The 21,686-nt window shown below is 72.5% G+C and carries 21 protein-coding genes; 10 read left to right on the plus strand and 11 right to left on the minus strand.

The window, feature by feature from the left end; genetic code table 11:
* Window positions 1-6 precede the first annotated feature (6 nt).
* From ACFVU9_RS30145 to ACFVU9_RS30160, 4 genes are all read left to right on the plus strand, one after another.
* Window positions 7-681, plus strand: a complete 675-nt coding sequence (locus tag ACFVU9_RS30145; protein WP_387598772.1) for a class I SAM-dependent methyltransferase — start codon at window positions 7-9, stop codon at window positions 679-681.
* Between the two features lie 69 nt (window positions 682-750).
* Window positions 751-1,188, plus strand: a complete 438-nt coding sequence (locus ACFVU9_RS30150; RefSeq protein ID WP_380442330.1) for a GNAT family N-acetyltransferase — start codon at window positions 751-753, stop codon at window positions 1,186-1,188.
* A 34-nt stretch (window positions 1,189-1,222) separates the two neighbouring features.
* On the plus strand, window positions 1,223-1,948 hold the full coding sequence (locus ACFVU9_RS30155; RefSeq protein WP_387598775.1) for an SMI1/KNR4 family protein: 726 nt from the start codon (window positions 1,223-1,225) through the stop codon (window positions 1,946-1,948).
* Window positions 1,945-2,550 carry a ferredoxin gene (locus ACFVU9_RS30160; protein ID WP_387598778.1) on the plus strand — a complete coding sequence of 202 codons (606 nt, stop codon included), beginning with the start codon at window positions 1,945-1,947 and terminating at the stop codon, window positions 2,548-2,550. Before ACFVU9_RS30155 ends, ACFVU9_RS30160 begins: the two co-directional genes overlap by 4 nt.
* A gap of 7 nt (window positions 2,551-2,557) precedes the next feature.
* On the opposite strand, the gene ACFVU9_RS30165 is transcribed toward ACFVU9_RS30160, so the two are convergent.
* Window positions 2,558-4,006 carry an aminopeptidase P family protein gene (locus tag ACFVU9_RS30165; RefSeq protein WP_380500951.1) on the minus strand — a complete coding sequence of 483 codons (1,449 nt, stop codon included), beginning with the start codon at window positions 4,004-4,006 and terminating at the stop codon, window positions 2,558-2,560.
* An 87-nt stretch (window positions 4,007-4,093) separates the two neighbouring features.
* Between ACFVU9_RS30165 and ACFVU9_RS30170 the strand changes: the two genes are divergently transcribed.
* Window positions 4,094-4,690, plus strand: coding sequence for a helix-turn-helix domain-containing protein (locus ACFVU9_RS30170; protein ID WP_380442339.1), 597 nt, complete (start codon window positions 4,094-4,096; stop codon window positions 4,688-4,690).
* Window positions 4,691-4,802: 112 nt separating this feature from the next.
* On the opposite strand, the gene ACFVU9_RS30175 is transcribed toward ACFVU9_RS30170, so the two are convergent.
* From ACFVU9_RS30175 to ACFVU9_RS30210, 8 genes are all read right to left on the minus strand, one after another.
* Window positions 4,803-5,753 (minus strand): DMT family transporter, encoded by a 951-nt coding sequence (locus ACFVU9_RS30175; protein WP_380445915.1) that lies wholly within the window; start codon window positions 5,751-5,753, stop codon window positions 4,803-4,805.
* Window positions 5,753-7,285, minus strand: coding sequence for an acyl-CoA dehydrogenase family protein (locus tag ACFVU9_RS30180; protein ID WP_387598783.1), 1,533 nt, complete (start codon window positions 7,283-7,285; stop codon window positions 5,753-5,755). Before ACFVU9_RS30180 ends, ACFVU9_RS30175 begins: the two co-directional genes overlap by 1 nt.
* Window positions 7,286-7,328: 43 nt before the next feature.
* Window positions 7,329-7,709: an acyl-CoA thioesterase gene (locus ACFVU9_RS30185; protein WP_380445917.1), complete on the minus strand. Its 381-nt coding sequence runs from the start codon at window positions 7,707-7,709 to the stop codon at window positions 7,329-7,331.
* Between the two features lie 284 nt (window positions 7,710-7,993).
* Window positions 7,994-9,391 carry an MFS transporter gene (locus ACFVU9_RS30190; protein ID WP_387598786.1) on the minus strand — a complete coding sequence of 466 codons (1,398 nt, stop codon included), beginning with the start codon at window positions 9,389-9,391 and terminating at the stop codon, window positions 7,994-7,996.
* Window positions 9,392-9,400: 9 nt separating this feature from the next.
* Complete coding sequence (locus tag ACFVU9_RS30195; protein WP_380445919.1) at window positions 9,401-10,204, minus strand: glycerophosphodiester phosphodiesterase; 804 nt, start codon at window positions 10,202-10,204, stop codon at window positions 9,401-9,403.
* Between the two features lie 183 nt (window positions 10,205-10,387).
* Entirely contained in the window at window positions 10,388-11,011 is a 624-nt protein-coding gene (locus tag ACFVU9_RS30200) for an LURP-one-related/scramblase family protein (protein WP_380445920.1), read from the minus strand.
* A 177-nt stretch (window positions 11,012-11,188) separates the two neighbouring features.
* Window positions 11,189-11,902 (minus strand): phosphonatase-like hydrolase, encoded by a 714-nt coding sequence (locus tag ACFVU9_RS30205; RefSeq protein WP_380445921.1) that lies wholly within the window; start codon window positions 11,900-11,902, stop codon window positions 11,189-11,191.
* Between the two features lie 6 nt (window positions 11,903-11,908).
* Entirely contained in the window at window positions 11,909-12,694 is a 786-nt protein-coding gene (locus tag ACFVU9_RS30210; protein WP_387598791.1) for a GntR family transcriptional regulator, read from the minus strand.
* A 162-nt stretch (window positions 12,695-12,856) separates the two neighbouring features.
* Here ACFVU9_RS30210 and ACFVU9_RS30215 point away from each other — a divergent pair, with 162 nt between their 5' ends.
* Together ACFVU9_RS30215 and ACFVU9_RS30220 are read left to right on the plus strand one after the other, a co-directional pair.
* Entirely contained in the window at window positions 12,857-14,041 is a 1,185-nt protein-coding gene (locus ACFVU9_RS30215; RefSeq protein WP_380445923.1) for a TIGR03364 family FAD-dependent oxidoreductase, read from the plus strand.
* Window positions 14,042-14,160: 119 nt separating this feature from the next.
* Complete coding sequence (locus ACFVU9_RS30220; protein ID WP_380445924.1) at window positions 14,161-14,547, plus strand: hypothetical protein; 387 nt, start codon at window positions 14,161-14,163, stop codon at window positions 14,545-14,547.
* 46 nt (window positions 14,548-14,593) lie between these two features.
* Here ACFVU9_RS30220 and ACFVU9_RS30225 read toward each other — a convergent pair whose 3' ends face one another.
* Together ACFVU9_RS30225 and ACFVU9_RS30230 are read right to left on the minus strand one after the other, a co-directional pair.
* The gene (locus ACFVU9_RS30225; RefSeq protein ID WP_387598795.1) at window positions 14,594-16,666 is read right to left on the minus strand and encodes an alkaline phosphatase family protein; all 2,073 of its coding nucleotides are present in this window, start codon (window positions 16,664-16,666) and stop codon (window positions 14,594-14,596) included.
* Window positions 16,667-16,836: 170 nt separating this feature from the next.
* On the minus strand, window positions 16,837-17,082 hold the full coding sequence (locus ACFVU9_RS30230; RefSeq protein ID WP_387598798.1) for a hypothetical protein: 246 nt from the start codon (window positions 17,080-17,082) through the stop codon (window positions 16,837-16,839).
* 315 nt (window positions 17,083-17,397) lie between these two features.
* On the opposite strand from ACFVU9_RS30230, the gene asnB reads away from it, so the two are divergent.
* The 3 genes from asnB to ACFVU9_RS30245 all read left to right on the plus strand — a co-directional run bounded on the left by asnB (window position 17,398) and on the right by ACFVU9_RS30245 (window position 21,566).
* On the plus strand, window positions 17,398-19,269 hold the full coding sequence (asnB, locus tag ACFVU9_RS30235) for an asparagine synthase (glutamine-hydrolyzing) (RefSeq protein WP_387598801.1): 1,872 nt from the start codon (window positions 17,398-17,400) through the stop codon (window positions 19,267-19,269).
* 15 nt (window positions 19,270-19,284) lie between these two features.
* Entirely contained in the window at window positions 19,285-20,676 is a 1,392-nt protein-coding gene (glnT, locus tag ACFVU9_RS30240) for a type III glutamate--ammonia ligase (protein WP_387598804.1), read from the plus strand.
* A gap of 137 nt (window positions 20,677-20,813) precedes the next feature.
* Window positions 20,814-21,566, plus strand: coding sequence for a hemerythrin domain-containing protein (locus ACFVU9_RS30245; RefSeq protein ID WP_387598807.1), 753 nt, complete (start codon window positions 20,814-20,816; stop codon window positions 21,564-21,566).
* The last annotated feature ends 120 nt before the right edge of the window (window positions 21,567-21,686 follow it).

The raw sequence follows: 21,686 nt of genomic DNA on the forward strand, positions 1-21,686 counted from the left end.
GCGGACATGCCGAGTGAGCTGCGCCTCCACCAAGCAAACACCGACCTCGCGTTCATCCTCCGCGAGACCGAGCTGACGCCCGTCCCGTTCGTCCCCGAGATCCGCCTGCACATGGCGGACGACGCGATCGCGCTCTGGGAGACCACCGAGGAGGCGCGAGGCAAGGCCGGGCTGCCGCCGCCGTTCTGGGCGTTCGCGTGGGCGGGCGGCGTCGCCGTCACCCGGTACGTGCTCGACCACCCCGAGCTCGTCGCCGGGCGCGGCGTGCTCGACGTCGCCGCCGGGTCGGGCGTGGTGGGCGTCGCCGCCGCGCTGAGCGGGGCCGCGTCGGTGCGGGCCGCCGAGATCGACGCCTACGCGGTCGCCGCGATCGGGCTCAACGCCGAGGCCAACGGCGTCCGGGTGGAGGGCGCCCTGGTGGACCTGGTCGACGGCGACGGCGCCCCGGCGGAGGTCGTCCTCGCCGGGGACGTCTTCTACGAACGGGCCATGGCCGCCCGGTTCCTCCCCTTCCTCGAACGGGCCGCCGCGCGCGGCGCCACCGTCATCGTCGGCGACCCGGGCCGCGCCTACCTGCCCCGGGAGCGGTTCACCGCGCTCGCCGCGTACGAGGTGCCGGTCGTCGCCGACCTGGAGGACACGTCCGTCAAGACGACGACGGTGTGGCGGCTCGACCGGTAGCGGGTACGGGCACGTTCACCTGGCGAAATTCCCTGTGGCGGGGCGATCGGTCCTGCTAGACACGGGCGCATGACCGACGACATCGCCCTGCGCACCGCCACCCCCGCCGAGATACCCGCGCTGCTCGCGCTCTGGGCCGCCGCCGCCAAGGGCACCAGCATCTCGGACGACGAGGCCGGCGTGGCCGCCCTGCTCGCGCGCGACCCGCACTGCCTCGTCGTCGCCACCCCGGCCGACGACCCGGGCACCCTGCTCGGCACCGTCATCGCCGGCTGGGACGGCTGGCGTGCCCACCTGTACCGCCTCGCCGTCGACCCCGCCCACCGCCGCCGGGGCATCGGCGCCGCCCTGCTGACCGCCGCCGAGGAGCGCCTGGCCGCGCTCGGCGCCCGCCGGATCGACGCGATGGTCCTGGACGAGAACGAGCTCGGCCACCGCACCTGGAAGGCCGCCGGCTACACCCCCGAACCGCAGTGGAGCCGCTGGGTCAAGCCCCTGGCCGGCTGACGTCGCCGTTCGGCGGCTCGGTTAGGGTGCGCTCATGGACGACACGGTCCGCTGGGACTGGGACGGGATCCGCGAGCGCACCCTCGCGCTGCGCGCGCGGCGCGGCCGGGCGCCGCTGGCGGCCCCACTGAGCGAGGAACAGGTGGCGGAGGCCGAGCGGCAGTTCGGCATCACGTTCCCGGCGGACTACCGCGCGTTCCTGACGACCGTCAGCGCCGGGACGGACTGGCCGCGGCAGCTGTGCCGGGGCGAGACCGGGTGGTACTGGGCGGGGGACCGGCAGACCAGGCCCGCCCTCCTGGCCGAGCCCTTCCCGGACCACGACACCGCGCTGGCGGCCTCCGACGACTTCTGGGACAACCCGCTGCGCGAGGAGGACTTCGAGGATCCGGCCGCGTTCCGGGCCGCACTCGCGGCGTGGAACGACGAGGCCGAGGCGATCGAGGACGCCCGCACCGCCGGGGCCGTCTGCCTGACCGAGAACGGCTGCGGCTTCGCGACCTGGCTCGTCGTCACCGGCCCGGACCGCGGCACCATGTGGTTCGACGGCCGCGCCACCTGCGACCGGCTCAACCCGCTGCTCACGGACGAGGGCCGGCCGGCGACCTTCGGCGAGTGGTACCTCGACTACCTGGAGCACGAGGAGCCGTACGCCACGGACGAGGAACGCAGCGCCGCCCACAGCCGTTGGCACCGGGGCGAGGACACCCCGATCTGGTTCCGCTGGTTCGACGACTGGCGGGAGCAGGTGAGCCGATGAGCTGGCGTTCGTTCGAGCGGGAGCTCGCGGAGGCCAAGCGGCGCTTCGACACGGACCTGCTGCGCTTCCCGGTGGACGGGCCCTGGGACGAGGTCGCCTACTGGGACCCGGTACCGGCCGTGCGGGTGTTCGGCGGACTCGGGGACGGCCGTTGGGAGGACCGGAGCCGGCTGGCCGTGCCCGGACCGGTCTACGCGGGGGAGACGGACACCGGGCTGAACGGGCCGTACTACCTGCCCGCAGCCGTCCTCTCCGGCGAGGACGGCTGCGAGTTCGTCCACCGGCAGCCCGTGAACCTGCGCGAGGTGGCCGCCCTGGCGGAGGTCGCCGCCTGCGAGCCGCAGGGCGGCTACGCGAGCGACGGCGACCACCACTGGACGCCGGAGTCCGTCCGCGCCTGGTGGCGCGAGCGCGGCGCCGTCCGGGAGTGGATCGCCGCCGAACTCGCGCTGGGGGACGCCGGGCAGAACGAGGAGGCGGCGCTGCGCGCGTACGCCGAACACCTGGACGGCGGCGGGCTGGAGGCGTACCTGCGCGGGTACGTGTACTGGCTGGCCGAGGGGCGGGAGCCGCTCCTCGGCCGGCCGTTGCCGGTGCTCTGAGGGCGGGTCAGGCGCGCAGGGCGGCGAGCCACGCCTCGACGGCGGCGGCCTCGCGGGGGAGGCCGGCGGAGAGGTTCTCGTTGCCGTCCTCGGTGACGAGGATGTCGTCCTCGATGCGCACGCCGATGCCGCGGTACTCGGCGGGGACGGTCAGGTCGTCCTCCTGGAAGTAGATGCCGGGCTCGACGGTGAGCACCATGCCCGGCTTCAGCGGGCCGTCGACGTGGTCCTCGGTGCGGGAGTGGGCGCAGTCGTGGACGTCGATGCCGAGCATGTGGCCGGTGCCGGCCAGGGTGAAGCGGCGGTGCAGGCCGAGCTCGTAGACCTTGTCGGCGGTGAGGTCGCCGAACAGGCCCCAGGAGGTGAGGTGTTCGGCGAGCACCCGCTGGGCGGCGTGGTGGAAGTCGCGGAACACGCCGCCGGGCCGCACCGCGGCGATGCCGGCCTCCTGCGCCGCGTACACGGCGTCGTAGACCTTGCGCTGGAGCGCGTCGAAGCGGCCGTTGACGGGGAGGGTGCGGGTGATGTCGGCGGTGTAGAGCTCGTTGGTCTCCACGCCCGCGTCGAGGAGCAGGAGTTGGCCCGGCATCGCTCGGCCGTCGTTGCGCACCCAGTGCATGGTGGTGGCGTGCGGGCCGGCGGCGGCGATCGTGCCGTAGCCGACGTCGTTGCCCTCGACCCGGGCGCGGACGAAGAAGGTGCCCTCGATCAGGCGCTCGGCGGTCTCGGTGTCGCTGCCGAGCACCCGGACGACGTCCTCGAAGCCGCGGGCGGTGGCCGCGCACGCGAAGCGCAGCTCGGCGATCTCGAACTCGTCCTTCACCAGGCGCAGTCCGGACAGGAAGACCCGGAACTCCTCGTCGCGCTCGGCGGTGGCACCATGGCGCAGCGCCTCCTCCACCCCGGCGTCGTGGCCGCGCAGGACGCGGACCGGGCCGGTGACGGCGCGCAGGTCGGCCCGGACGGCGCGGACGTCGCGGCAGGGCAGGCCCAGCAGGCGCTCGTTCTCGGTGAGGCTGTTGCGGCGGCCGTCCCACAGCTCGCCGTGGTTGTCGAGCCAGAACTCGCCGTTGCCGCGGTCGGAGCGGTCGCGGACGTAGAGCGTGGCGTCGCCGGCGGGGGAGAGGACGAGCACGCCGTCCTGGGACTGGTCGCCGGTGAGGTAGACGTAGTCGGAGGACGGGCGGAACGGGTAGTCCGTGTCGTTGGCGCGGACCTTGGGGTTGCCGGCCGGGACGACCAGCGTCTCGCCGGGGAAGGCGGCGGCCAGTTCGGCGCGGCGGCGGGCGGTGTGCGCGGCCTGCGCGATCGGCGCGAGGTCGCCGCGCTCGGAGTCGGCCCAGCCGTGGCGCATGTTCTCGGCGAGTTCGTCGGTGACGCCGCGGGTCAGGCCGTTCTTGCGGTACTTGATGGTGTCGGCCGGCCGGGACTCGGTGGGCTGGGCGGGCTCGGTCATGTGCCGTCTCCAGGGCTGGGGAGGGATGCGGGTGCGGGCGCGTCCCGTACGGTATACCGAACGAAGTGCGGAGAGAAGGGGATTCGAGTGGCCGACTCCGAGGGATCCGTCCGGGGCGTGCTCGCCGCCAACCTGAAGCGCGTGCGGGCCGCGCGAGGCCTGTCCCTGTCCGAACTGTCGCGGCGGGCCGGGATCGGCAAGGCGACGCTCTCCCAGCTGGAGTCCGGCACCGGCAACCCGACCCTGGAGACGGTGTTCGGCCTGGCCCGGGTGCTGGGCGTGCCGATCTCCGACCTCGTCGACGGCGCGCCGGGCGGCGGCGTCACGGTGGTCCGCGCGGCCGACGTGGAGCCGCTCAGCGGGGCCGGCGTCGATCTGCGGCCGCTGCGCCGGATCGAGGCTGGGGACTCGGTGTTCGAGGTGTACGACCAGCGGGTCAGGCCGGGCGGCACGCAGGACTCGGCCGGGCACGCCGGCAGCGAGCACACCGTCGTCCAGACCGGACGGCTCGGGGTGCGGGTCGACGGGTGCGAGGTCGAGCTGGGGCCGGGGGACTACGTCGGCTTCGACGCCTCGCTGCCGCACGCGTACACCGCGCTGGACGGGGAGGCGGTGCGCTCGGTGCTGCTCCTGCACTTCCGGGCGGACCAGCGGCTGCACGTGGCGGAGGCGCTGGAGCACTGATCCGAGCAGCTCGTTCGGTGAAGCGAACGAGCTGCTCGGACGTGGGCCAGGAAGCGCGACGGGCCGGGAACGTCCGACGGCCGGACGACCGTCGGACGCTCCCGGCCCGTGCTCAGGAGCGGTCCGCCGCCGGCACCTCGGTGCCGACCGGTGCCGCCGGGGCGGGGGCCGGGGCGGGGGCCCGGCTGCTCCGGTTGAACAGAACGATCGAGGCCACGATGACCGCGAACCCGACGACCTCCGAGAGGGTCGGCCGCTGGCCGAGCATCGGCCAGGCGATCAGCCCCGCGGCGATCGGCACCCCGTAGAAGTACGAGGCCACCCGGTCCGCGCTCTCCGAGCGCATCAGCACGAACAGCAGGCTGAGCGCGCCGATCGAGACGCCGACCGACATCCACAGTTCCGACAGGACCAGGTCCCTGGTCCAGTGGACGACACCGGTCTCGAAGACCAGCGCGCCGACGAGCATGACGACGGCCGACGAGCCGGACTGGAGGAAGCCGTTGACCAGCGGATGCGTGCCGGGGTTCTTCATCTGGTAGTAGAACTGCCCGGTGGACAGCCCCACCAGCCCGAGGAAGTCGAAGGCGACGTTGGTCAGGGTGAGCCCGGACGACGACGCCAGCCCCTGGTAGACCGTCAGGGCCACCCCGGCCAGTCCCCCGGCGAGCGCCAGCACCGACAGCGGCCTGACCTTCCGGGCGGTCGCGACGGAGACCATCAGCCAGACCAGGATCGGCTGGAGCGCGATGATCAGCGCGGACACCGCGGGGGTCATGCCGTAGTACAGCGCGTAGAAGACCCCGGTGGAGAACACCCCTTGCAGCAGGATGCCGCTGAGGGCGAGGTGGACGTAGGCCGAGCGCGTGCGCGGCCACGGGATTCTCAGGCACAGGATGCAGGCGAACAAGACGACCGCGGTCCCGCCGAACCGGATGGCCAGGTAGGCGAACGGCTCCGCGTAGGGCAGGCCGAACCGGCCGCCCACGAAGCCCGATCCGTAGATGGTGACGAACACCAGCGCGATCAGCGAGACCTTGAGGCTCTTGTTCTTCCCGGACACTAGCGCATGCCTGCCTTGGAGCCGGCCGCGAGCGCGGCGGTCTGCGGATGGATCACGTCCGACGCCTTGTCGGTGCCGGTCAGTCGGTCGGTCAGCTCGAACTCGTTGACCAGGGCGAGGATCTCGTTCTTCAGCACCGCGATCGCCCTCGGGTAGTCGGCGTCGGCCACCGCGAGCCGTTCGCTGGGTGCGGTCGAGCGCGAGGCCTTCTCCAGCGCGCCGATGCCGTACATCCGGGACAGGATGCGGCCCAGGATCACGATCTTGGCCTGGGACGAGGCGTCGGTGAGGTGGCTGAAGTTGATGTCGGTCAGGTGGAAGAACGCGTCCTCCAGGTACCCGAACCGGCCGACGAACTCCAGCGGCGAGCGCAGCCCGGAGTCCTGGAACTCGCGCAGGAACAGGTTGGCCAGGTGCTGGCAGAGCAGGTCGTTGGTGCCGTCGAAGATGGTGTAGACCCGCGCGTCGAGCAGGGCGTAGGCGGCGATGTTGTCCGGCGCGCCCATGCGGTAGCCCTCGCCGCCGCACAGCTGCTGGTAGTCGAGGGCCGACTCCAGCATGAGCTCGGAGGAGAGCACCTTGGTGGCCAGGGAGGCGAACATGCTGCCTTCCATGTCCGTGCGGTAGTCCTCGTCGAGCATCAGGTGCCGGTACAGCGCATTGCACACGACGGAGTTCTGCTTGATCCGGCTGACCTTGTACTTCACGTAGTCGATGTCGTGCAGCGTGCCGTCGCCGATCTGCCGGCTCTCGACGTGGTGCAGCGTCTCGGCGGTCAGCCGGCGCAGGAAGCCGCTGGACATGGCGGCCTTGCTGAACCGCGACGCGCAGAGGATCTCGGCGGCGTCGCCCAGGCTCGGCCGGCTCTTGGCGAGGCGGTAGTGTCCGGGCACCCGGATGTCGAGGGTGTTCAGCCCGTAGCCCAGGTTCTTCAGGCCGAGGCTGTCGTAGACCTCGGTGGTCTCGAAGCCGCCGTCGGAGCGCTTGTGGGCGAAGTAGGCGAACTCCTTGCGCTCGGGGTGCTTGGCGCAGACGATCCACCAGTCGGCCTGCTCGCTGAAGGCCTGCCAGTGCTTGACACCGGTGATGCGGTAGCCGTCGCCGTCCGGCTCGTACGTGGTCCGCATGCGCGCCAGGTTCGACCCGCTGCTCGGCTCGGTGAAGGCGAGGCCGCCGATGACGGGGTTGTTGGCGAAGTCCTCGAAGACCTCCTTCTTGAGCGCCTCGTCGCCGCTGGAGGCGACGTTGCGGAGAAAGAGGACCGTGACGATCATCGTGTACATGCCCATGGGCAGGTTGCGCTCGGACATGATCTCGATGATTTCGCACATCTCCCGGTGGCTCTCCCGGCCGCCGTACGCGCGGGGGATGGCCGGCAGGTAGATGCCGAGGTCGATCAGTTCGCGGAGGCTGTCCTTGGACAGCGGCTCCTGCGGCAGGACGGCGCTGTCGAACGCGCCGATGCCGCGCTGGAAATTGTCGAGGAAAGCGGTGGAGTCGAGGTCGATTAACCGGTTCCGTGGAATGCTCATGGTGATATCCCCGTTTCTTCGGTAGCCCTGCTGATGCGGCTCGTCAGAGCGCCGCGAGTTCCTCGCGGATGTGGTCCGGAATGCGCGCGGTGGCATTGGCCTGGTAATCGAAGTGGATCATTACGGTCGTCCCGCGGGCCACCTCGGCGTCGTTCTGCCGGGCGACCTGTTCGATGGTGATCGACGTGTTGCCGATCTTCGCCACCTTCGTCTCGATGACGACGTCGACGGACGCGAGGATCTGCTTGGTGAAGTCGATCTCGTAGCGGCGGAGGATGAGCGCGAGGTCGCGCATGTTCTCCTCCTTGCTGAACAGCCGGAAGATCGGCAGACGGCCGTGCTCGAACCAGACCGGGACGGCGGAGTTGGTCACGTGGCCGAGGACGTCGACCTCGGAGAAACGCGGCGAGATTGTGACGTTCACATCCAACTCCTAGGACGTCCGACTGTTCGGTTATCAACAGTCTGCCACTGCTGATCATCCGTCAATCGGTATACCGGTCGGTGAGTTGATGTGAACTCGGCCACAAGTGCCGGGCCGGCCGGGCCTCTTGGGCCGGTCTATCCGGGTTGATCCGGTGCTGTCCGTCCCTGGGCCGTTCTGGTGGCAGTCGTTCCGGTAGCGGGGCGCGGTGCGGGAAGGGGCGGGAATGCGACGGTGCCCCGGGGTGTGGGACCCGTCCCACACCCCGGGGCACCGTCGGTGTGTCAGAGGCGCTCGGGGACGGGGTTGCCGACCTCTTCGATGGCGCGGCGCACCGGGACCTTCGCCAGTACGGCGAAGCCGATCACGAAGAAGACCAGCAGCGAGATGATGGCCAGCCGGTAGCTGCCGGTGACCTGGTAGGCGAGGCCGAAGACCAGCGGGCCCATCCAGCTGGTGCCGCGGTCGCTGACCTTGTAGACGCTGAAGTACTCGGCCTCGCGTCCGGCCGGGATCATGTGCGAGAACAGCGAGCGGGACAGTGCCTGGCTGCCGCCGAGCACGAGGCCGATCATGCACGCGAGGGCGTAGAACCACGCGGGCTGGTGGGCCGGCATGAAGTAGCCGAGGGCGAGGGTGATCACCCAGCCGACCAGCGAGCCGAGCACGGTCTTCTTGGCGCCGTACCGGCGGGCGATCCGGCCGAGCAGGAGCGCGCCGCCGATCGCGACGATCTGGACCATCAGGACGGCGGCGACCAGCGAGGTCTGGTCCATGCCCAGCTCCTCGCTGCCGTACAGCGAGGCCTGCGAGACGACGGTCTGGATGCCGTCGTTGTAGCAGAGGAACGCGCCCAGGAAGAGCAGGGTTTTGGGGTAGCGGCGCATGCCGCGCAGGGTGTTGGCGAGCTCGCGCAGGCTGCCGGCGGTGGGCTTGCCGTCGGCCGCGGCGCTGGTGCGGGCGGGGGCGACACCGGCCCGGGAGGGCAGCCGGAACAGCGGGACGAGGGTGAACAACGCCCACCAGAGCCCGGCCGAGGCCAGGCAGATCCGCACGGCCGTGCCGGAGGAGAGGCCGAGCGCGTCGGCGTTCTCGAACAGCGCCAGGTTGGCGACCAGCAGGAGGCCGCCGCCCGCGTAGCCGTACGCCCAGCCCTTGGACGAGACGGCGTCGCGCTCGTCGGGCTTGGCGAGGCCCGGCAGGTAGGCGTAGGAGAGGGCGACCGACACCGCGTACGCGATGTTGGCGACCACCAGCAGCCCGCCGCCGAGGAGGTAGCGGTCGCCGTCCAGGAAGAACATGCCCATGGTGGCGAGCGCGCCCACGTAGGCGAAACCGCACATGAGCTCCTTGTGCCGCCCGGTGCGGTCGGCGACGGTGCCGGCCAGCAGCATCGCCGCGACCGATATCAGCACCGAGAAGGAGACTGTGTACGGGAAGAAGGAGCCCGCGCGGATGGCGAGTCCCAGCGGGTGGACGTCACCGTTGGCGTCGGCGGCCTTGTTGGCGATCGTCGTCAGGTACGGACCCAGGAAGACCGTCAGGACGGTCGCCGAGAACGCGGCGTTGGCCCAGTCGTTGATGTACCAGCCGAAGCGCGTGCGGTTCAGCGCACGGCTGTCGGTGGCCGTGGCCGGGGTGTCCGGCGCCGGGTGGTCCGGCAGGTCGGTCGCGGTGTTCATGGGTTCCAATCACCGTGCTCGGGCCGCGCCGCCGTCCATCCAGCAGCCGCGTTCGCTGAGGACGTCCCGCAGGACGTCTATGCGATCCGCCATGATGCCATCCACACCCAGGTCGAGTAGAGCCCTGATCCGTGTGGGATCGTCCACAGTCCAGACGTGAACGTGCAGGCCGAGGCGGTGCGCGGCCCGGACGAAGGCCCGGTCGACGACCCGGACGCCGCGGTGCCGCTCGGGCACCTGGGCGCAGATCCCGGCGTACGGTGCCCCGCGGCCGGGCAGCAGCGGGCCGGGCAGCAGTGATTCGGCCAGCGAGCGCAGCCGCAGCCGGGCGACCTCGCGCGGGCCGAGCGAGGTGGCCAGCCGCGGGCCGGCGGCGGCGCGGACGGCCGCGAGGCGGGAGTCGGAGAAGCCGCCGACGCAGACGCGGTCCCACGCGTCGGTGCGGCGGACCGCCTCGACCAGCGGCGCGATGGCCGGGGCGGCCTTGACGTCGATGTTGAAGCGGGCGTCGGGGAACGCGTCGAGCAGCTCCTCCAGCAGCGGGATCGGCTCGGTGCCGCCGATCCTGGCCTGCCGCACGGCGCTCCAGGGCTGGTCGGCGACGGCGCCGGTGCGGTCGGTGACGCGGTCGAGCCGGCTGTCGTGGAAGGCGACCAGGACGCCGTCGGAGGTCGCGTGGACGTCCGTCTCCAGGTAGCGGTAGCCGAGCGCGACGGCGGCCTCGAACGCGGCGAGCGAGTTCTCCGGGCGGCCGAGGTCGCCGCCGCGGTGGGCGAAGGCGAGGGGTCCTCGCTGGTCGAGGAAGGGGTGCAACTCGGCCTCCGGTGTCGTTCTGGTGCGCGCGCGTTACAGTATTACGCATCCTGTCAAGCAGTAATGGGGGCTCAGGCCCTCGGCCCGGCGGGTGCGAACGCCGCAGGGGCCGTCCCGACGGCGGTCGGGACGGCCCCTGCGGGGGTGCGTCGCCCGGGCGCTCACGGCCCGGGCGGTGGGGACTCAGTCGTCCAGGACCATCGCCTCGGCGCAGGCGGCGATGGTGAGGATGAGGGCGTCGTCCTGGCCGGGGACGATCTTGACCGAGTAGTGCTCGCTCAGCAGCGACCACTCGCGGGAGATGTGCGCGATCTCCTGCTCGCCGTAGGTGATGGCGTACTGGTGGTCGGTGATGTTGCCGGTGACGTGGATCTCCGCGCCGTTCTCGAAGGTCACCGTGAACTTGTAGACCAGCGGCGAGAAGAGCGCCTTCTTCACCGTCGCGATGGTCTGCTCGCCGCGCTTGATGTAGCGGATGTCGCGCAGCGTCATGATCTTCTCGGAGATCCGGTAGAGCTCGTTGCCCTCGGAGTCCTGCATCGCGATCGCGCCGCTGAAGCTGAACATCTTCTCGTCGACCTGGAAGGCGCGCTCGCCGCCGCGCTTGATCCAGAAGTCGTGGGTGGGCGAGAAGAACTTCTCGTCGATGTCGTAGACGACGCCCTCGGGCACCGGCTGGTGGCCGTTCATGAGCTTCTGCCCGAGGTCCATCAGGAAGTTGTCGTGGTGCTCGCCCTGGCCCTGGCGCTGCTCGTCACCGAACAGCTCCTGCGCGATGCCGAGCAGGCCGCCGAACTCGTTGCTCATGTGTGTTTCGTCCCCATCTGATGGTGCGTTGGCGGGCACGATCCTAGGGACGGGAAACGGGCGCGGGACAGCTTTCCGGGCCTCTGTTGCACAATCCGCACAGAACGTGCGAACGGCTGTGGCGGAGGAGAAATCCCTGGTCGGAGGGGGTGTGTGCGAACGGCCCTTGGTGCGGCGTCAGACGGCGGGGAGGTCCGCGGGACGGGCCTGCGGGAGCGTCTCCGGGAGGGTCGGCAGCTCGGCGGCGCTGGCGAGGACGCGGGCGTGCGGGTGGCCGGCGAAGGCGGCGCGCGGGAGCTCGCCGGTGAGGACCCCGACGACGACCCCGGCCCCGGCGTTGGTGCCCGCCTCGACGTCGACGATGGTGTCGCCGGCGGCCAGGACGCGGCGGGTGTCGATGACGCCGGTCTTCTCCATCGCCCGGTGGATCATGTGCGGGGCCGGGCGGCCGCGCGGGACCTCGTCCGAGGTGACGACGGCGTCCAGGTTGCCGCCCTCGCCGGCGGACCAGCCGAGCGACTCCAGCAGCGGGTAGGCCACGTCGGCGCTGAAGCCGGTGGTCAGGGCGACCTTGATGCCGCGGCGGCGCAGCTCGGCCAGCGCCTCCTCGACGCCCTCGATGGCCTGCGGCGGCGTGGCCCGGTAGGCCTCGCGCAGGAACGCGGCGAAGGCCTCGTAGCCCTCCTCGACGAGTTCCGGCGTGGGGGTGCCGCCGCCGAGGCGGACCAGGGCGGCGATGGCCTCGCGCTTGTCGGTGCCCATCCACGTCTGCAGGTCCTCGTCGGAGACCGGCACGCCGGTGCGCTCGACGGCGGTGCGCAGCGCCCGGTACACGGCGCCCGACTCGTTGACGGTGGTGCCGGCCATGTCCAGAGCGGCGAGCTCGATCACGGTGAATCAGTCCTCTTCGGTGCGGTAGCGGCCGATGGTGGTGCGGCCTTCGACGGTGTTCTCGATGGTGAAGGTGGCCATGGTGGGGAGGTAGCGGTCGTCGGCGTCCTCCAGCGGCTCGCCCCGGCTCGACGTGGTCAGCCGGCGCACGCGCAGCAGCGGGTCGCCGATGCCGATGTCCAGGTGCTCGGCGTCCTCGGGGGAGGCCGCGACGGCGTCGATGGTGTGCCGGGCGTGGTGCAGGTCGACCTCGCGGCGCAGCAGCTCCTCGTAGATGGAGCCGGTGTCCGGGTCGAAGTCGAACAGGGCGCGGCCGACCTCGTGGACGAAGGTCGAGCGTTCCAGCATGGCCGGGACGCCGTCCAGCAGCCGCAGCCGGACGAGCTCGACGACCGGCGCGCCCTCGGCGATGCCGAGCCGGGCCGCCGAGTCGGGGGAGGCCCGGCGGCGGGCCACCTCGATCGTCGTCTGCCCGGGCTCGCGGCCGATGCCGCGGGCCCACTGGGTGAACGACAGGAAGGTGGCGAAGGGCTGGGAGGGGGCCGCGCGTCGGGCGACCGGCGGTTTGCCGCGGCCGCCGACCAGGCTGCCCTCGCGGCGCAGCAGCGCCAGGGCCTGGCGCACCGGGCCCCGGGAGGTGCCGAACTCGGCGCACAGCTGCGACTCGCTGGGCACCGGGCGGCCCTCGGGCCACTCGCCGGAGTCGATGCGGCGCTGGAACTCGACGCCGAGCCGCTGGTGCAGCGGGACGTCCTCGGGAGCCCGGTCCAGCGGACGGTCACTTGTCTTCACAAGACGACTATGACACTTCCGGGCGTGGCTTCTCAAGGCCGTTCCACCTGGCGGTTTCCCCGGGTGGCCCGGTGTTCCCGGTGATCGTCGAGCAGGTGAACAGAGGGTAACTTGTACAGACATCTCTTGACGTAGGCGCCGGCGAACCCGGAACCTGGGGCCATGAGCAGCACTGCACCCGCCACCGCCCCCGCCGTCACCCGCTCGCCCGCGCCCGGGCGCAGCGACCTCGTGATCGTCGGCGCCGGCATCGTCGGCCTCGCCCACGCCTTCGAGGCGCTCGCCAACGGGCTCTCCGTCACCGTCGTCGAGCGCGACCGGCAGCCCGTCGGCGCTTCGGTCCGCAACTTCGGCCACTGCTGCATCAGCGCCCAGGAGGGCGACCTGCTCGGCCTCGCCCGGCGCTCCCGGGCCGGCTGGCTGCGCGCCGCGCAGGCCGCCGGGTTCTGGGCCGCCGAGGCCGGCGCCCTCGTGGTCGCCCGCTCGGCCACCGAGGCGGCCGTGCTGGAGGAACTGCACGCCGAGCGCGGCGGCCGGGGCGTCGTGCTGCGCACCGCCGCCGAGACGGCGCAGGCGCTCGGGCGGGCGTCCGGCGCGGCCGGGGACCTCGTGGGCGGCGCGTTCCTGCCCGACGACCTGCGGGTCAACCCGCGCGAGGCGACGCCCGCGCTCGCCCGCTGGATCGAGCGGCAGCCCGGCGCCCGCATCCTGTGGGGCACCGCCGTCACCGGCGTCGAGTCCGGCACGGTGCACACCACGCGCGGCCCCGTCCACGGCGAGCGGATCCTGGTGTGCGTCGGCCACGACGTGGACTACCTGTTCCCGGACCTCGCCGAGGAGCACGAGGTCCGGCGCTGCCGGCTGACGATGGCGCGGGCCGTCGCCCCGGAGGGGTTCCGCACCGACTCGGCGGTGCTGACCGCCACCTCGATGCTGCGCTACGACGCGTTCACCGCCCAGCCGTCCGCGGCCCGGCTGCGCGAGGAGGTCGTCGGCCACAGCCCGGAGCTGCTGGGGATCGGCGCCAACGTGATGTTCACGCGGCTGCCCGACGGCTCGGTGCTCGTCGGCGACTCGCACCACTACGACGCCACCACGCCGCCGTTCATCGACGAGCACACCTTCGAGCTGCTGACCGGCGCGGTCGCCGGCGTCCTCGGGGTCGAGCGGCTGCGGGTCCTGGAGCGCTGGCAGGGCGTCTACGCCAGCAGCGACCGCGGCCCGCTGCTGGTGCGCGACCTCGCGTCGGGTGTGCGGGTGCTGTCCGTCACCTCGGGCATCGGCATGACGCTCTCCTTCGGCCTCGCCGCCGCGACCTTCGACGGCACGCTCGCCGCCACGGGCTGACGTGGGGCCCGCGCCGCAGGACTTGTCAGGACAGGTCCTGCGGCGCTTTTTTGGTGTTGCCCGGTCATGGTGCCGTCCGATCCCTGGTGCGGCCCGGGGACCGGCGTCACAATGCGGGCATGCGGAGATGGTTCGCGGTCGTGATGGCCGAACTGGCGGGGCTGGCCGCGGTGGTGGCGTGCGGCGGGCCGGGTGCGGCACCGGCGCCGCCCCCGGCCGAACTGCCGACGACGCCGCCCGGCGGCGTCTTTCAGGACTGTGTCCTGAGCATCACGCCCTGGCTCCAGATGGCCGTCGACGGGGGCAAGGACCTGGGCGACTACCAGGAGATGGGGCTGTCCAACGCCCAGGGCAGCGCGCTCCGGGAGCTCCAGCGGCAGGCGGCCGCGCTGCGGGCGCAGGGGCCGCTGCCGTCCGGCTGGGTGGCGACGGAGGTCCGGCGGGCCTGCGAGTCGATCGTCGCGGCCAGGGCCACCGAGACGTCGCGGCCGCCCGGCTGGCCGTGACGCGCGCGGGTGCGGGGCCCGGCGGTGCGGGCCCCGCACGGTGGCGTCAGGAGACCGTGACGTCGTCGACGTAGGTGTACGTCGGGTCGCCGGCGGCGCCGTCGTCCTGGTTGGTGAGCGTCAGGGTGTAGCTGTGGCCGGCCGTGACCGGGGTCGTGGCGTTCTGCCAACCCAGGCCGCTGGTGCAGGTGTTGGCCAGCACGGTGGTGCTCGTGCCGGTGGTGACGTCCTGCAGCGTGGCGTTCGCCCAGTCGTAGTCGACGGTGTCCGGGCAGGTCACGTCGTACCAGAAGGAGAGCGTGGAGCTGCCGGCCGGAGCGGTGAAGGTCTGGGCGGCGGTGGACGCGGCGCTCGGGCTCGTGGAGCCGAGCACCGCGCCGTAGCCGCCGGTGCGGGCGGCGGCCGGGGTGACGGCGGCGGAGCCGGCCGTCGTCCAGCCCGAGAGGTCCCCGGTCTCGAAGCCGCCGTTGGTGAGGGCGGGGGCGGGCGCGGGGCTCCCGGTGCCGGTGAACACCTCGTCGTACGGGGTGGCCCAGGCGTCGTTGTTCGTCATCGCCGGCAGGCCGAGCGCGTCCCGGACCACCCGGGCGGTGCTGTAGTGGTCGTAGCGGTTCGTCGCCCGGTAGCCCGCCTTGACGGTGTTCTGCGAACCGACGGCGACCGTCATCACCTGGTTCGTCTGGCCGGGGCCGAAGCCGCCGGGCGACGACTTGCCGTCCTCGTCGACGGTGACGATCAGCAGCGAGCGGTCGTTCTTCCAGGCCGGCGAGTCGAAGATGAGCGGCAGGTTGTTCTTCAGCCAGGTGTCGCCGGAGGAGATCGAGCAGAACTCGAAGTCGCTGCACGCCCCGGCCGCGAACCAGGTGAAGTTCGGGGTCGTCGACGCGGACTTCAGCGCGTTCGTGTAGTCGCTCCACGCGGGCCAGTGCGCCCGGCAGTAGGCGTTGTCGTTCTTCATCCGCGGGGCGTAGTAGAACGGCACGTCGTCGTTCTCGTAGTTGCCGCTGGAGGTGGTCTGGCAGGCGCTGGTCTGCCCGTAGACGCTCTCCGCCCAGGTCTTGCCGGCCTGGTCGAGCTTGTCGCCGAGGCCGTCGTTGGTGGCCGCGCAGGCCGCGCTGGTGATGCAGTTGCTGTTGTTGCCGCCGGGCGCCTTGGCGCTGCGCCCGTAGCTGTTGCCGAACGCGACCTGCTCGTAGTTCGGGTCCGAGTTGTGGGTGCCCGCGTGGTAGTCGGTGAGCAGCGAGCCCATGGGGATCAGCGTGTTGTTGATGTACGGCGCGTCGGTGGTGTTGCCGACGATGCCCGGGCTGCCGGTGGCGGTGTTGGACGCGGCCGAGTAGTTCGTGTTCTCCATCATGATCAGGAACACGTGGTCGTAGCCGGGCACGGCCGAGGCGGGGACGCTCAGCGTGCCGGGGGTGACGGCGGTGTCGAGGGTCAGCGACAGGTCGTCGGCCATGCCGTCGTTCTGGGTGCCCGTCATCGAGAAGTCGATGGTGACCTTGATCGAACGGGTGCCGGCGGGGAGGGCGCCGGTGGTGCTGCGCCGGACCATGCCGGTGGCGCTGCCGCGGTCGGCGGCCAGCACCGGGCCGATCGCCGAGCTGCCGAGGGAGGCGCCGGCGGCGTTCAGGTAGGTCGCGGTGGCCTTGGCGTTGTCGTCGTACGAGCCGACGCCGCCGAGCCAGCCGCTGAGCGTGGCGGACACCGAACCGCCGTCGACGGCGGTGGCGGCCGGGGACACGTCGACCGTCTGCGTCATCTGGGAGCTGCCGCGGGAGCCGCCCTGGAAGTAGGACGTGCCGCGGGTCGGCGAGCCGGGGGAGCCGGCGGTGGCGCCGGACGGCATGCCGTAGCAGTCGATGACCGGGTCGCCGGCGGTGATCCGCCAGCCGGGGAGGGTGGTCTCCTCCCAGCCGCCGGGGCTGCACTGGCCGGTCTCGGCGTTGCCGTTGAGCAGCAGGTTGGCGCTGGTGGTGGCGCTCGTGGTGGCCGTCGTGGTGGCCGCGCTCGCGCTCGGGGTGGCGAGCGCGGCCGGGACGGCGAGGGCGAGGGCGAGGGCCGCTGCCGTGAGGGCGGCGGGGAGGCGGGACGGTCGTGAGCCGGACACAGGAATCATGCGGATGTCTCCGTGTGGGGTTCGAGGTCCCGGCGGCGCGGCCGGGCGTCCATACGATCCCGGTGGCTCGGCACACTTGTCTCTACAAGTTTCCTGACCGGCTCGTGAACAGTTGGCGACCGGATTCCCCGTGGCCGGATTCCCCGTGATCGGGGTACCGGCGGCCCCGGTCAGCGCGCGGTGCGCCAGGTGGCTTCGAGACGGGTCGTCCCCTCGTCGGTGGTGACGGGGTGCCACTGGGCGCGCAATCCGGCCCGCCGCGCCGACGCGGACTCCTTGCCCATGGCCTGGAGGACGGTGCTGTCGAGCGGGCTCGCGGCCAGGCGCTCGACCGCCGCGGCGAGCGTGGCGCGCAGCCCGCGCCCCCGTCGGCCGACGGCGGGGACCGCGGAGTGGAACGCAGCGATGACGGACATGCGGATCACCTCCGGAACGACCTGCGGACCTGCAGGTACCCGACAGCCTGCACCGGCGCGGCGGCCCGCGATCCGGGTTTGACGGCTTGCTGGCGCCGCCCTGATGCGTTGCTGACGCGGGGTCGGCGTGAGCGCCCGCGGCCCGTCGGGCCGTACGGCGCCCGGGGCGGCCCTCCGGGGTGTCCGCGCGAAGCCGGACCGCGCCCGGCATGCGTCTTCAGAACGCCTCGACCGCGCTCGGCCACCATGCCCGTCGTGGTGGCGAGACGGAGACCGGCCGGACGGCCGGGAGGCGTCGCCGGAAGGAGCGAGCGGATGTGCGGGATCGCCGGATGGGTCGACTTCGAGCAGGACGCGGACACGCTGCGCACGGTGGTGCGGGCGATGACGGACAGCCTGGCCTGCCGCGGGCCCGACGGTGACGGGGTGTGGTTCGCGCCGCACGCGGGCTTCGGGCACACCCGCAACGCCGTCATCGACATCCCGGGCGGCGGGCAGCCGATGGCCGCCGAGGAGAACGGCCGGGCCGTCGTCGCCGTGACGTACAACGGCGAGATCTACAACTTCCGCGAGCTGCGCGCGGAACTGGAAGCCAAGGGGCACCGGTTCACGACCCGGTGCGACACCGAGGTGGTGCTCCGCGGCTACCTGGAGTGGGGCCCGGACTGCGGCACGCACTTCAACGGGATGTTCGCGTTCGGCATCTGGGACAGCGGCCGGGAGGAACTCTTCCTGATCCGCGACCAGATGGGCATCAAGCCCCTGCTGTACAAGCGGCTGCCGAACGGCATCGTCTTCGGCTCCGAGGCCAAGGCGCTGCTCGTCCACCCGGCCGTGGACGCCCGGGTAGACGCCGGCGGGCTGGCCGAACTGCTGGCGCAGACGAAGTCCCCCGGCGTGTCGATCTACGCCGGCGTCCAGGAGGTCCTGCCCGGCAGCGTGCTGCGCTTCAGCCGCAAGGGCTCGGCGCAGAGCACGTACTGGGCCCTGGAGGCCCGCCCGCACACCGACGACCTGCCGACCACGGTCACCCGGGTGCGGGAGCAGCTGGAGGAGGTGGTGGCCCGGCAGCTGGTCGCGGACGTGCCGCGCGGCATGCTGCTCTCCGGCGGCCTCGACTCCAGCGTGCTGACCGCGCTCGCCGCCCGCTGGGCCAAGGAGAACGGCGAACCGCCGCTGCAGAGCTTCTCCCTCCTGCTCACCAGCGCGGAGGGCTTCCGGTCCGACGAGATGCGCGGCACCTCGGACGCGCCGTTCGCGCACGCGATGGCCAAGTACGCCGGGACGGTGCACCAGCAGATCACGCTGACCACCAAGGAGCTCGCCGACCCGGACGTGCGGCGGGCGTGCGTCGTGGCGCAGGACATGCCGTCGATGTTCGGCGACATGGACGCCTCGGCGTACCTGCTCTCCAAGGCGGTGCGCGAGCGGGCCACGATGGTGCTGTCCGGGGAGACCGCCGACGAGGTGTTCGGCGGATTCCCGTGGGTCCACAACGAGGACGTCGTCTACAGCGACACCTTCCCGTGGATGGGCATCATGCACGTCTACGACGCCGCCCACCCCGGCCTCGGGCTCGGCCTGCTCGACAAGGGCCTGCTGCAGAAGCTGGACCTGCGCGGTTACGTCGCCCAGCGCTACCGCGAGGCGCTCGCCGAAGTGCCGGTGCTGGCCGGCGAGTCGAAGCACGAGCGCCGGATGCGCGAGGTCATCCACCTGCACCTGACCCGCTGGCTCGGGGTGCTGCTGGACCGCAGCGACCGGCTCGGCATGGGGCCGGCCCTGGAGATGCGGGTGCCGTACTGCGACCACGAGTTCGTCCAGTACGTCTTCAACACCCCCTGGGCGATGAAGAACCACGACGGCCGGGAGAAGAGCCTGCTGCGCGCCGCCGCCGGGGACCTGCTGCCGCGCAAGGTCCTGGACCGGCAGAAGAGCCCCTACCCGGTCACCCAGGACGGCGCCTACCTCGGCGAGCTCTGCCGCCAGCTGCGCGAGGTGCTCGCCGATCCGGCCGCGCCGGTGCTGCCGCTGATCGACGTCCCCGCCGCGCTGGCGGTCGCCGAGAACCCGGCGCGGGTGTCCGACCAGCCGGGCGTGTGGGCGTGGATCTGCCGGCTGGACGTGGAGATGGTGCTCAGCCTCAACACGTGGCTCGCCGAGTACCGCGTCACGCTGGACGTCTGACGGAGGGGTGATCTCGTGTCCACTCGTGTAGAAGCTCCGACGCACGCCCAGGCGCGGCCGCCGCGCTCCGCGGAGGAGTTCGTACGGGCCGTCGAACGGGACGGCATCGAGTTCGTGCTCGCCATGTTCGTCAACGTGGACGGCCGGCCGTGCTGCAAGCTGGTGCCGGCCGCGGCGGTGCCCCGGCTGCTCGCCGACGGGGTCGGGTTCGCGGGCCACGCGGTCGGGTCGATCGGGCAGTCGCCGGCCGACCCGGACGTGGTCGCCGTTCCGGACGTCACCAGTTACAGCGTGCTGCCGTGGCGGACCGGGCTCGCGGTCGTCCAGTGCGACCCGCACGTCAACGGCGCGCCCTGGCCCTACGCCCCCCGGGTGATCCTGCGCCGGGCGCTCGCCGAGCTCGCCGGGCGGGGGATGGTGCTCAAGGTCGGCGCCGAACCGGAGTACTTCCTGCTGCGGCGCACGGCCGACGGCGGCATCGCGGTCGCCGACCCGGAGGACACCGGCCCCCGGCCCTGCTACGACGCCCGCGGCCTGGGCCGCTCGCTGGACCACGTGGCGGAGGTGAGCCGCGCCCTGGGCCGCCTCGGCTGGGGCAACTACTCCAACGACCACGAGGACGCCCACGGCCAGTTCGAGCACAACTTCGACTACGCCGACGCCCTGGTCACCGCCGACCGCGTGGTGCTCTTCCGGTACCTGGTGCAGATGCTGGCGCGGGACGCCGGGCTGATCGCCAGCTTCATGCCGAAGCCCTTCGGTCACCTGACCGGCAGCGGCCTGCACCTGCACCTGAGCCTGTGGGGCACCGGCGGCGAGGAGCTGTTCCTGGACGAGGGCGACGCCCGCGGCCTGGGCGTCTCGGCGCTCGGCTACGCGTTCATCGGCGGCGTCCTGGCGCACGCCCCGGGGGTGGTCGGCTTCACCTGCCCGACCGTCAACTCCTACAAGCGGCTCGGGGCCAGGGGTGACACGGCTTCCGGCTCCAGCTGGGCGCCGACCTACGCCACGTACGGCGGCAACAACCGCACCCAGCTGCTGCGGGTGCCGGCGCCGGGCCGGGTCGAGGCGCGCTGCGTCGACTCCTCGGCGAACCCCTACCTGGCGACGGCCGCGCTGCTGGCGGCCGGCCTGGACGGCGTCGACCGGTCGGCGGACCCGGGCCCGCCGAACGAGGCCGACCTGGAGGCGGCCGCGGCGCAGCCGTCGAGCGGTGCGCCGCTGCCCGCCACGCTCGCCGAGGCGGCCGAGGCCGTCCGCCGGGACGCGGTGCTGCGCGCGGCCTTCGGCAAGGCGGGGGAGGGGGAATTCGTGGACTTCTACGCGCGGTCGAAGCACGAGGAGTTCGCCGAGTACCACCGGGCGGTCGGCGGGTGGGAGGTCGACCGCTACCTCACCACCCTCTGACACCGCAGTGCCTCTGCACCGAAGCGCACCACCGGGCGCGCCCGGTCGCCGCGGGTTGCCGCGGAGGCCGGGCGCGCTCCGCTAGTGTCGCCCTCGCTCGTCCCCATCTGCGGTACCCGATAAGGGAGTTCACCGGTATGAGTACCGAATTCCAGCTCGACGACCAGGGCCGGATCACCGCCGCCACGTCCTTCCTGCTGGTCCACCACGCCCTGCGGCGGGACGCCGAACGCCTCCCGCGGGCGCTCGCCGCGCTCGACCCGCGGGACACCGCGCAGGCGGCCCTGCTGGACGACCGCTGGCGGCTGTTCGAGTGGGTGCTGGCCGACCACAGCGAGAACGAGGACGCCAGCCTCTTCCCGCTCGCCCTCTCGCGCGCCCCGGAGCTGGCCGAGCCGCTCGACGGCATCGAGCAGGAGCACGAGGAACTGGACGCGCGGCTCAAGGAGATCGGCCGGCTGATGGCCGACCTGACGACGCCCGAGGCCGTCGCCACGGCGCGGGCCGCCACCGAGCGGCTCGCCGGGCTGCTGGGCCGGCATCTGGACCGGGAGGAGAAGCACATCGTGCCGGTGCTGGTGGACCGGATCCGCCCCGAGGAACTGGCCGGCGGCCAGGGCAAGGGCGGTCCTGGCGCCGGTCCTGGCGCCGGTCCGGGCCAGGGCGGCCCCGGTGGTGGCCCGGGCCGGGCCGGCCAGGGCGGCCCCGGGGCGGGTGAGCCGCCGCGGTGGCTCGTCTCGACCTGGACCGAGGAGGACGTGGACCCGGTGGTGGTGGACGCGCTGATCGCCGCGCTGCCGCCGGCGTTCGCGGAGCAGATGGCCGGGGCGCTGCCCGGCTGGCGGGAGCAGTACCGCGACCTCAACGCCCGGGTCTGGGCGCAGATCTGACGTGAGCCCACACCGAGGTGGGGGCGGGGGGCGGGTGGGGGGGGGCCGCGGCGCCCCCCCCCCCGGGGAGGGGGGCAGGGACGGCGCTAAGCAGGGCAAAACCCCCCCCCGGGGCGGCGG

The sequence above is a fragment of the Kitasatospora sp. NPDC057936 genome, assembly GCF_042887525.1.
In the GTDB taxonomy this organism is placed as follows: Bacteria; Actinomycetota; Actinomycetes; order Streptomycetales; family Streptomycetaceae; genus Kitasatospora.

What these genes read in the sequence shown, in the direction of transcription:
- ACFVU9_RS30245 (WP_387598807.1), top strand. Translation starts at nt 20,814, where the DNA reads ATGAGTACCGAATTCCAGCTCGACGACCAGGGCCGGATCACCGCCGCC.
- ACFVU9_RS30190 (WP_387598786.1), bottom strand. Translation starts at nt 9,391, where the DNA reads ATGAACACCGCGACCGACCTGCCGGACCACCCGGCGCCGGACACCCCG.
- asnB (WP_387598801.1), top strand. Translation starts at nt 17,398, where the DNA reads ATGTGCGGGATCGCCGGATGGGTCGACTTCGAGCAGGACGCGGACACG.
- ACFVU9_RS30180 (WP_387598783.1), bottom strand. Translation starts at nt 7,285, where the DNA reads ATGAGCATTCCACGGAACCGGTTAATCGACCTCGACTCCACCGCTTTC.
- ACFVU9_RS30165 (WP_380500951.1), bottom strand. Translation starts at nt 4,006, where the DNA reads ATGACCGAGCCCGCCCAGCCCACCGAGTCCCGGCCGGCCGACACCATC.
- ACFVU9_RS30220 (WP_380445924.1), top strand. Translation starts at nt 14,161, where the DNA reads ATGCGGAGATGGTTCGCGGTCGTGATGGCCGAACTGGCGGGGCTGGCC.
- ACFVU9_RS30225 (WP_387598795.1), bottom strand. Translation starts at nt 16,666, where the DNA reads ATGATTCCTGTGTCCGGCTCACGACCGTCCCGCCTCCCCGCCGCCCTC.
- ACFVU9_RS30215 (WP_380445923.1), top strand. Translation starts at nt 12,857, where the DNA reads ATGAGCAGCACTGCACCCGCCACCGCCCCCGCCGTCACCCGCTCGCCC.
- ACFVU9_RS30150 (WP_380442330.1), top strand. Translation starts at nt 751, where the DNA reads ATGACCGACGACATCGCCCTGCGCACCGCCACCCCCGCCGAGATACCC.
- ACFVU9_RS30160 (WP_387598778.1), top strand. Translation starts at nt 1,945, where the DNA reads ATGAGCTGGCGTTCGTTCGAGCGGGAGCTCGCGGAGGCCAAGCGGCGC.
- ACFVU9_RS30230 (WP_387598798.1), bottom strand. Translation starts at nt 17,082, where the DNA reads ATGTCCGTCATCGCTGCGTTCCACTCCGCGGTCCCCGCCGTCGGCCGA.
- ACFVU9_RS30155 (WP_387598775.1), top strand. Translation starts at nt 1,223, where the DNA reads ATGGACGACACGGTCCGCTGGGACTGGGACGGGATCCGCGAGCGCACC.
- ACFVU9_RS30200 (WP_380445920.1), bottom strand. Translation starts at nt 11,011, where the DNA reads ATGAGCAACGAGTTCGGCGGCCTGCTCGGCATCGCGCAGGAGCTGTTC.
- ACFVU9_RS30145 (WP_387598772.1), top strand. Translation starts at nt 7, where the DNA reads ATGCCGAGTGAGCTGCGCCTCCACCAAGCAAACACCGACCTCGCGTTC.